Consider the following 7,353-nt stretch of genomic DNA (forward strand, 5'->3'; position numbering starts at 1 on the left):
CCGCGCGAACGGGTCCGTCAGGTGGCTCTCCCGCGGCGGGTACGTCATGTCACCTCCGGCGCGGACGCACGGCGGAGCCGTCCGTGGCACGCCCGCGCGTGCTCTGTGCGCCAGAAAGTTCGGGGCGGTCCCGGGGGAGGGGACCGCGCTTCCATATCACCAGAGCCCCGACGCGCGGACAACCCCGTACCGCACCACGCACGGTCACCGCCCCGGACACCGCTGGTCACGGAACGGACGGATACGGTAACAATGGTGCGGACACGACGCCCGCCCCCCGAAAGGCACCCGCCATGAGACGACCGCCGTTCCTTCCCCCGATCCTTCCGCCGTTCGTGGCTCTGTTCCTGGTCGTCGTCGCCTGCTCGGGAGAGGGGGCGACGGAGGGGACCGCGGAGCAGCCCGAGGAGACCGGGGCCGCGGTGGACGCCGACGCCGACGCCGAGGCCGAGGTGGTGCGCGCCGCCGAGGGTTTCGTGGCCTCCCTCCAGGCCGCCGACGGCGAGGCGGGATGCGCGCTGATGGACGAGGCCGCCCGGAGGGTGGTGGCCGACACGCACGGAGCCGAGGACTGCGCGACGGCCTTCCCCCTCTACGCCGAGTCCCTCGGGGGAGGAGCGGACGTCGAGGTCGGTGAGGTCACCATGAACACCGACCTGGACGGGGACACCCCCATCGCCACGGTCGCCCTGGCCTACCCCGGGGAGGACCACGGCCCCCTGGAGATGCGCCGGGACTCCGACGACCAGTGGGTCGCCACCCGCCTGCCCGGCTCCACCCTGGGCGGTGCCTGAACGTCGGACGGCTCAGCTGAAGAGGACGTAGCCCAGGACCATGCCTCCGGCCACGACCACGAGGGTCACGAACGGCCAGCCCCACTGGCTGATCATCTCCCTGGACACGGCCGTCCGGTCCACCGGCTCGACGTCACTCTGCTTCTCGGGGTCGCTCTCGCTGTTCACACCGTTCGGCATACCAGACGGCGCGCCGGGGTGTGAGCTCCGGGAGGTCACGTTCTTCCGTGGCGGACACGCGCTCGACCACCCCTACCGGGGTTGGACCGGACGGGACCGGGCGCAGGCGTCGATCTGCCGCTGGATGATCGGCGCGTACAGGTCCAGCAGGTCGTCGCGGGAGACCTCCTCGACGGGGAACATGCCCAGAACGCGGACTCCCTCGGCGAGGCCGAGGAGCTGGCAGCAGACGACACCGGCGTAACGGCGTTCGGGGGTGGTGTCCCCGATCAGGGCGCTGACGCTCTCCAGAAGCCTGTCGCGCGTCTCCTCGCGGGAGCGGTCGGGGTCGGGGGACTCGCGGACGTGGGCGGCCGCGCTCAACCAGCTCTCGGGGACGCCGCGCTCGCGCCGGGCGAGGATCTTGCGCACCAGGGCGCGGCCCATCTCGGAACGGGGCAGGTCCAGCTCGGCCAGGGGGATATCGTGCGGTCCCACCTCGTTGAAGAGCGCGGCCTTGCTGTGGTGGTGCTTGATCACCAGGGCGGGCGAGACCCCCGCCGCGGTGGCGATGTCGCGGATGGTCACCCCGTTGTAGCCGCGTTCGAAGAAGAGTTCCCGTGCCGCGTCGATGATCGCCCCGCGGCTGTCGGTACCGGTCACGGCCTCACCCCCGCGGGCCTCTCGTCACCGGGCGTCCGGTCGGTCTCCGCCTCCGCGGGCTCGGCGGGGGCGGGCGCCCGTTTCCGTCCGTGGCCCCGGGCCGGGATGAGGGTGCCCACCAGCACGCTGACCAGGCACGCCGCCACACCGAGCCAGTGGGACAGGTCCATGGCCCGGGCCGACGGGAACACCGTTCCGTTCACGTCCACGGTCAGGGACGCGAAGACCAGCGCGACCACCGCGCTGCCGCTGGAGGTGCCCAGCGAGCGGACCAGGGTGTTGAGTCCGTTGGCCGAGGCGGTCTCGCTCCGGGGCGCGGAGGCCATGACCAGGGCGGGCATGGCGGCGAACGCGGTGGCGGTGCCGACGCTGACGAACATGTTGCCCAGTATCACCTCCAGCACGGTGTCGGAGTTGAACACCCGCCACAGGTAGGTGAGGCCCATGATCGTCGCGCCGGTGATCAGGGTCGGCTTCCCGCCCCACCTGTTGAGCATGCGGCTGGCGACCGGGGAGAACACCAGCATCATCAGGCCGCCCGGCACCATCGCCAGTCCGGCGACGGCCACGGGCAGGGCCAGGCCGTACCCGGTGTCGGTGGGGACCTGGAGTTCCTGGGTGGTGACCAGGCCGTTCAGGAACATCCCGAACCCGACGAAGTACGAGGACAGGTTGGTGAGCAGGACGGGGCGCCGGAAGGCCGTGCGCAGGTTCACCATGGGCTCGCGCGTGCGCAGCTGGTGGGGAACCCAGACCAGGAGCGCGGCGAGGGAGAGCGCGGTCAGGCCGAGGACCCGGCCGCTGGTCCAGCCCCACGAGGCCCCCTTGGACAGTGCCAGCAGCAGGCCGACGAGGACGACCGAGAGCACGAGGGCGCCGACGACGTCGAAGCGGCCGGGGGTGCGCTGGGGGGACTCGTTGATCAGCAGGCGGATGGTCACGAGGAGCACGGCGCCGACGGCCGCCGCCGACCAGAACAGGGAGGTCCACCCGAAGGCGCTGTAGAGCACCCCGGACAGGGGCAGGCCGAGGGCTGCGCCGATGCCGAGGGTGGCGCTCATCAGGGCGATGCCCCCGGAGAGCTTCTCCCTGGGCAGTTCGTCGCGCATGATGCTCATGCCCACGGGGATCAGGGAGGCGCCGAACCCCTGCATGGCGCGGCCGACGAGCATCGGCACGAAGCTGCCGCCGAGCGCCGCGATGAGCGAACCCGAGGTCAGGACCGCGAGGGAGATGAGCAGCATCCTGCGCTTGCCGTACATGTCGGCCATACGGGAGACGATCGGCGTGGCCACGGCACCGGTCAGCAGTGTGGCGGTGACCAGCCAGGACGCGTCGTCGGAGGACACGCCCAGGATGCGCGGCAGGTCCGGCAGCAGGGGGATGACGAGGGTCTGCTGCAGCGAGACGACCATGCCGCAGAGGGTGAGGATTCCCGTGGTGGCCCATGCGGGCAGGCGTAGGTTGAGCGTCATTCGGCCTCCAGTCGCGGGGCGTTCGTGCGGGGCGCGCGGGCGGGGCGTACCGGTCACCGCGCGCGGACGGACCGCCCGGGTGGGGGCGGTCAACGATGGGAGAAGTGGGGTGAACAGCCGTTCACCCCATAAGTAAACACTGTTTCACCCGAAGGGGTCAAAACCCGAACCTGCGAGCCTCGTCACCGTGGCGGTGGTGTAGACCCACAGGAGGAACGGCCGCCAGGAACCGGAAACGGGGGGAGCACCATGGCTGACGAGATCGTCGGGATCGTCGGCGCGGGCATCGTCGGGCTCGCGGTCGGCAGGGAGATCGTCCGCAGGCGGCCGGGGACGCGCGTCGTGGTCCTGGAGAAGGAGAGCCGCGTCGCGGCGCACCAGACCAGCCACAACTCCGGGGTCGTCCACGCGGGCCTGTACTACAAGCCCGGCAGCCTCAAGGCCACCTTGTGCACACGGGGCAGGGGCATGCTGCGCGAGTACTGTGCCGACCGCGGACTGCCCTACGACGAGTGCGGCAAGCTCGTCGTCGCGGTCGACCGGGACGACGAGGCGCGACTCGACGACATCTACGCCAGAGCCGACGACAACGCCGTTCCGGGGCTGCGCCGCGTGGGTCCCGCCGGGATCGGCGAGATCGAACCGTACGCGACCGGCCGGGCCGCCCTGTACTCGCCGCACACCGCCATCACCGACTACGCGCGCGTCTGCGGGGCCTTCGCCGAGGACATCGTGGCCGCGGGCGGGGAGGTCCGTCTCAACTGCCCGGTCACCCGGATCGAGGAGGCCGGCGACGCACTGCGGATCGTCGCGGGCGGCGAGCTCGTGTGGGTGGACCGCCTCGTCGTCGCGGCGGGGCTCCAGACGGACCGGGTCTCCCGCCTGGCCGGGGACGGGGCCGGTCCCCGGATCGTCCCCTTCCGGGGTGAGTACATGCTGGTCCGCCCGGAGAAGGCCCACATGGTGCGCGGGCTGGTCTACCCCGTGCCCGATCCCAGATACCCGTTCCTGGGCGTGCACTTCACCCGGCGGGTGTCGGGAGACGTGGAGGTGGGTCCCAACGCCGTCCTCGCGTTCTCCCGCGAGGGCTACGGACTCTTCGACGTTCGTCTGGGGGACCTGGGGGACAACCTCACCTGGCCCGGTTTCTGGACCATGGGACTCCGGCACTGGCGCACCGGAATCAGGGAGATGTACGGGTCCCTCTCCAAGCGCGCCTACATGAAGGCGGCGCGGCGGTACGTGCCCGAGATCGGCCCCGAGGACGTCGTGCGCGGCGGCTCGGGCGTGCGCTCCCAGGCACTGGACCGCGACGGCGGCCTCGTCGACGACTTCCGCGTCCACCGGCTCGGACGCGTCACCGCCGTCCGCAACGCGCCCTCGCCCGCGGCCACGTCGTGCATGGCCATCGCCGAGCACGTGGTCGACGTCGTTTCCGGAGAGGAGACGGACTGAACCCCTCGTTCCTTCCGTCTGCCGCGAAGAGCGGCCTCAGGCCGGGCTCACCGCCGCCGGCGCCCCGCCCCCGAGCCGTACCCCGCCATGTGCAGGGCGAGGAACACCAGCCCGGCCAGGGTGAGGGTGGTCGTGGTGACCAGGTTCTGGATGTTCTCGCCCAGGAGTTCCAGGAGCAGGGCGAGCCCGAACAGGATCGCAGCGATGGTGGCGAACACGGGGGCCTCCGGGGGTGGGGATGCGTACCGCCGTGGTGTTCGTCTACCCGCCGCCCACGGCGGTAACCGCGCCGCCCGAACCCGTCGGAGCGAAGGCCCCTGAACTGGGACAGAGAGGGGCACGGTACCCTCGTCGGGCCAGTCGAACTCCACCTCGTGGGGCAGGGAACCCGGTGCGAATCCGGGACTGACGCGCAGCGGTGAGGGTGACGGGCGGGCACGTGCCGGGAACGCGTTTCCCGGGACAGCCACTGGAGCAGCGCTCCGGGAAGGCGCTCCGCACCGGTCGATCCCGAGTCCGAAGACCTGCTGGTGCTGGCGGTGACGGGCCGCCAGGTCATCCGGACCCCGCGAACGGGTCCCTGACCCGAAGGACGCGTATGTCCACGACGGACTCCCCATCCTCCGTCTCCCGCACCCGGCGCGACCGCTGCCCCGGTGCCCTGCGCCCCTGGCCCGCCGACGACGGGCTGTTGGTCCGGCTCCGGCTCGTCGGCGGTCGGCTTCCCGCCCGCTCGCTGCGTGCCCTGGCCGCCGCGGCCGAGGAGTACGGCGACGGTCGGATCCGTGTCACGAGTCGGGCCAACGTGCAGTTGCGTGCCCTGCCGGGGCGCGACGGAAGGCTGGAACCCGAGGTCCTCCGTGCCCTGGAGGGCACGGGACTGCTGCCCTCGCCCTCCCACGAACTGGTCCGCAACGTGATGGTCTCCCCGCGCACGGGCCTGACGGGGGCGGAGCACCCCTCGGCCGGGAGGGCCGACCTGCGCCCCGTCACCGCCGCGCTGGACGAGCTGCTGTGCGCCGACCCGCGCCGCGCCGCCCTCCCCGGACGCTTCCTGTTCGTCCTGGACGACGGGAGCGGTGACCTGCTCGAACGCCCTTGCGACCTGGGACTCGTCGCCCTCGACGCCCACGTCGCCCAACTGAGGGTGGGAGGGGGCTGGGGCCCGCTGACACCGCTCGGCGAGGCCGCCGCCTCGCTCGTACGGTTGGCCGACGCGTTCCTGGAACGGCGCGGTGACGGCTCCGACGCGCCCTGGCACGTGGCCGAACTCCCCACACCGCTGACCGACCCGGTGCCGCCGGACCCCCGGTTGCCGGAGCCCGCGCCGCCGCTGCCCTACGGCCCGCTGACCGAGGGCGGACGGCACGTTCCCGTACCCGACGACGGCCTGGACCGACCCGCCGCCGAGGCACTCGCGGAGGAGGCGCTCGCCGCCGGAACCGGCGAACTCGTCGTCACGCCGTGGCGCGCCCTTCTCGTCCCCGGGGAGGCACGGTGACCATCCCGAGCCGACCGAACCGGCACTACGACTACGTCGACGACGGGCCCGCGATCTACGCCGACTCCTTCGCCATCATCCGGCGCGAGGCCAGCCTCGGGCACCTGCCCGCCAACGCGGAGCGGCTCGCCGTGCGGATGATCCACGGCACCGGGCAGGTCGACCTCGCCGACGACCTGGTCGTCCATCCCGACCTGGTCCCCGCGGCGCGCGCCGCCCTCCGGGCCGGTGCGCCGATCCTGTGCGACGCGCGCATGGTGGCCGCCGGGGTGACCGCGAGCCGCCTGCCACGCGCCAACCGGGTGCTCTGCCTCCTCGGCGACGAGCGCGTCCCCGACCTCGCCCGGGAGTGGGGCACCACCCGCACCGCCGCCGCGGTCTCCCTGTGGGAACCGCTGCTCGACGGCGCCGTGGTCGCCGTGGGAAACGCGCCCACAGCCCTCTTCCACCTGCTGGAGATGCTGGTCGACGGCGCCCCGCGCCCGGCCGCGATCGTCGGCTGCCCGGTCGGCTTCGTCGGAGCCGCCGAGTCCAAGCAGGCGCTGACGGAGTTCGCCGACCGGTACGGCATCGACGTTCCCCACGTGACCACCCGCGGCCGACGCGGAGGCTCCGCGATGACCTCCTCGGCCCTCAACGCACTCGCCAAGGAGGAGGAGTGACCGGTCGTTTCCACGGCGTCGGAGTCGGCCCCGGGGACCCCGAGCTGATCACCCTCAGGGCGGCCAGGCTCATCTCCGGAGCCGACGTCGTCGCCTACCACGCCGGAGTCGGCAAGGAGTCCAACGCCCGCCGCATCGCCGCCGCCCTGATCCCGGACGCGGCGATCGAGGAACAGCTCACCTACCCCGTGACCACCGGCGCGACCGACCACCCGGGCGGTTACGCGGGGGCCCTGGCCGACTTCTACGAGGCGTCCGCCGCGCGGCTGGCCGTCCACCTCGACGCGGGCCGCGACGTCGTCCTGCTCTCCGAGGGGGACCCCCTGTTCTACGGGTCCTACATGTACATGCACGACCGGCTGTCCGAGCGGTACGCGACCGAGATCGTCCCCGGGATCCCGGCCTTCGCCGCCGCCACGGCCACGGCGGCGGCACCGCTGGCCCGGCAGACCGACGTGCTCACCGTGCTGCCCGGCACCCTGCCCGAACCGGAACTGGCCCGCCGCCTGGCGGACACCGACGCGGCCGTGGTCATGAAGCTGGGACGGACCTTCCCCGCCGTCCGCCGCGCCCTGGCGGCGGCCGGGCGGCTGGAGCACGCGGTGTACGTGGAGCGCGCCTCGATGGACGGGGAGCGGCGGCTG

At 72.7% G+C, this 7,353-nt stretch carries 8 protein-coding genes, 1 pseudogene and 1 riboswitch (1 of these 10 only partly in view); of the genes and pseudogenes, 5 read left to right on the top strand and 4 right to left on the bottom strand.

The window, feature by feature from the left end; all coding sequences use genetic code 11:
* Nucleotides 1–293: 293 nt before the first annotated feature.
* On the top strand, nt 294–794 hold the full coding sequence (locus D455_RS0118575; protein WP_017572213.1) for a hypothetical protein: 501 nt from the start codon (nt 294–296) through the stop codon (nt 792–794).
* A gap of 12 nt (nt 795–806) precedes the next feature.
* Here the strand turns inward: D455_RS0118575 and D455_RS34235 are convergent, their stop codons facing one another.
* The 3 genes from D455_RS34235 to D455_RS0118590 form a co-directional block, all read right to left on the bottom strand.
* Nucleotides 807–962, bottom strand: coding sequence for a hypothetical protein (locus tag D455_RS34235; protein WP_160167855.1), 156 nt, complete (start codon nt 960–962; stop codon nt 807–809).
* Nucleotides 963–1,046: 84 nt separating this feature from the next.
* Complete coding sequence (locus tag D455_RS0118585; RefSeq protein ID WP_017572215.1) at nt 1,047–1,616, bottom strand: TetR/AcrR family transcriptional regulator; 570 nt, start codon at nt 1,614–1,616, stop codon at nt 1,047–1,049.
* On the bottom strand, nt 1,613–3,091 hold the full coding sequence (locus tag D455_RS0118590) for an MFS transporter (RefSeq protein ID WP_017572216.1): 1,479 nt from the start codon (nt 3,089–3,091) through the stop codon (nt 1,613–1,615). Before D455_RS0118590 ends, D455_RS0118585 begins: the two co-directional genes overlap by 4 nt.
* 249 nt (nt 3,092–3,340) lie before the next feature.
* Between D455_RS0118590 and lhgO the strand changes: the two genes are divergently transcribed.
* Nucleotides 3,341–4,546, top strand: coding sequence for an L-2-hydroxyglutarate oxidase (gene lhgO / locus D455_RS0118595; protein ID WP_017572217.1), 1,206 nt, complete (start codon nt 3,341–3,343; stop codon nt 4,544–4,546).
* Between the two features lie 47 nt (nt 4,547–4,593).
* On the opposite strand, the gene D455_RS34580 is transcribed toward lhgO, so the two are convergent.
* A complete protein-coding gene (locus D455_RS34580) occupies nt 4,594–4,764 on the bottom strand; it encodes a hypothetical protein (RefSeq protein ID WP_017572218.1) in 171 nt (56 codons plus the stop codon).
* Nucleotides 4,765–4,887: 123 nt separating this feature from the next.
* A riboswitch (cobalamin riboswitch) is annotated at nt 4,888–5,092 on the top strand.
* Nucleotides 5,093–5,144: 52 nt separating this feature from the next.
* On the opposite strand from D455_RS34580, the gene D455_RS0118605 reads away from it, so the two are divergent.
* The 3 genes and pseudogenes from D455_RS0118605 to D455_RS30940 all read left to right on the top strand — a co-directional run.
* Entirely contained in the window at nt 5,145–6,047 is a 903-nt protein-coding gene (locus D455_RS0118605; RefSeq protein ID WP_017572219.1) for a hypothetical protein, read from the top strand.
* The gene (locus D455_RS0118610; protein ID WP_017572220.1) at nt 6,044–6,709 is read left to right on the top strand and encodes a precorrin-8X methylmutase; all 666 of its coding nucleotides are present in this window, start codon (nt 6,044–6,046) and stop codon (nt 6,707–6,709) included. The genes D455_RS0118605 and D455_RS0118610 overlap by 4 nt, the downstream gene beginning before the upstream one ends.
* A pseudogene (locus D455_RS30940) lies at nt 6,706–7,353 on the top strand (precorrin-2 C(20)-methyltransferase) (it continues 850 nt past the right edge of the window). Before D455_RS0118610 ends, D455_RS30940 begins: the two are co-directional and overlap by 4 nt.

Origin of the sequence: Nocardiopsis halotolerans DSM 44410, assembly GCF_000341065.1 — a bacterium.
In the GTDB taxonomy this organism is placed as follows: Bacteria; Actinomycetota; Actinomycetes; order Streptosporangiales; family Streptosporangiaceae; genus Nocardiopsis; species Nocardiopsis halotolerans.

What these genes read in the sequence shown, in the direction of transcription:
- lhgO (WP_017572217.1), top strand. Translation starts at nt 3,341, where the DNA reads ATGGCTGACGAGATCGTCGGGATCGTCGGCGCGGGCATCGTCGGGCTC.
- D455_RS0118575 (WP_017572213.1), top strand. Translation starts at nt 294, where the DNA reads ATGAGACGACCGCCGTTCCTTCCCCCGATCCTTCCGCCGTTCGTGGCT.
- D455_RS0118590 (WP_017572216.1), bottom strand. Translation starts at nt 3,091, where the DNA reads ATGACGCTCAACCTACGCCTGCCCGCATGGGCCACCACGGGAATCCTC.
- D455_RS0118605 (WP_017572219.1), top strand. Translation starts at nt 5,145, where the DNA reads ATGTCCACGACGGACTCCCCATCCTCCGTCTCCCGCACCCGGCGCGAC.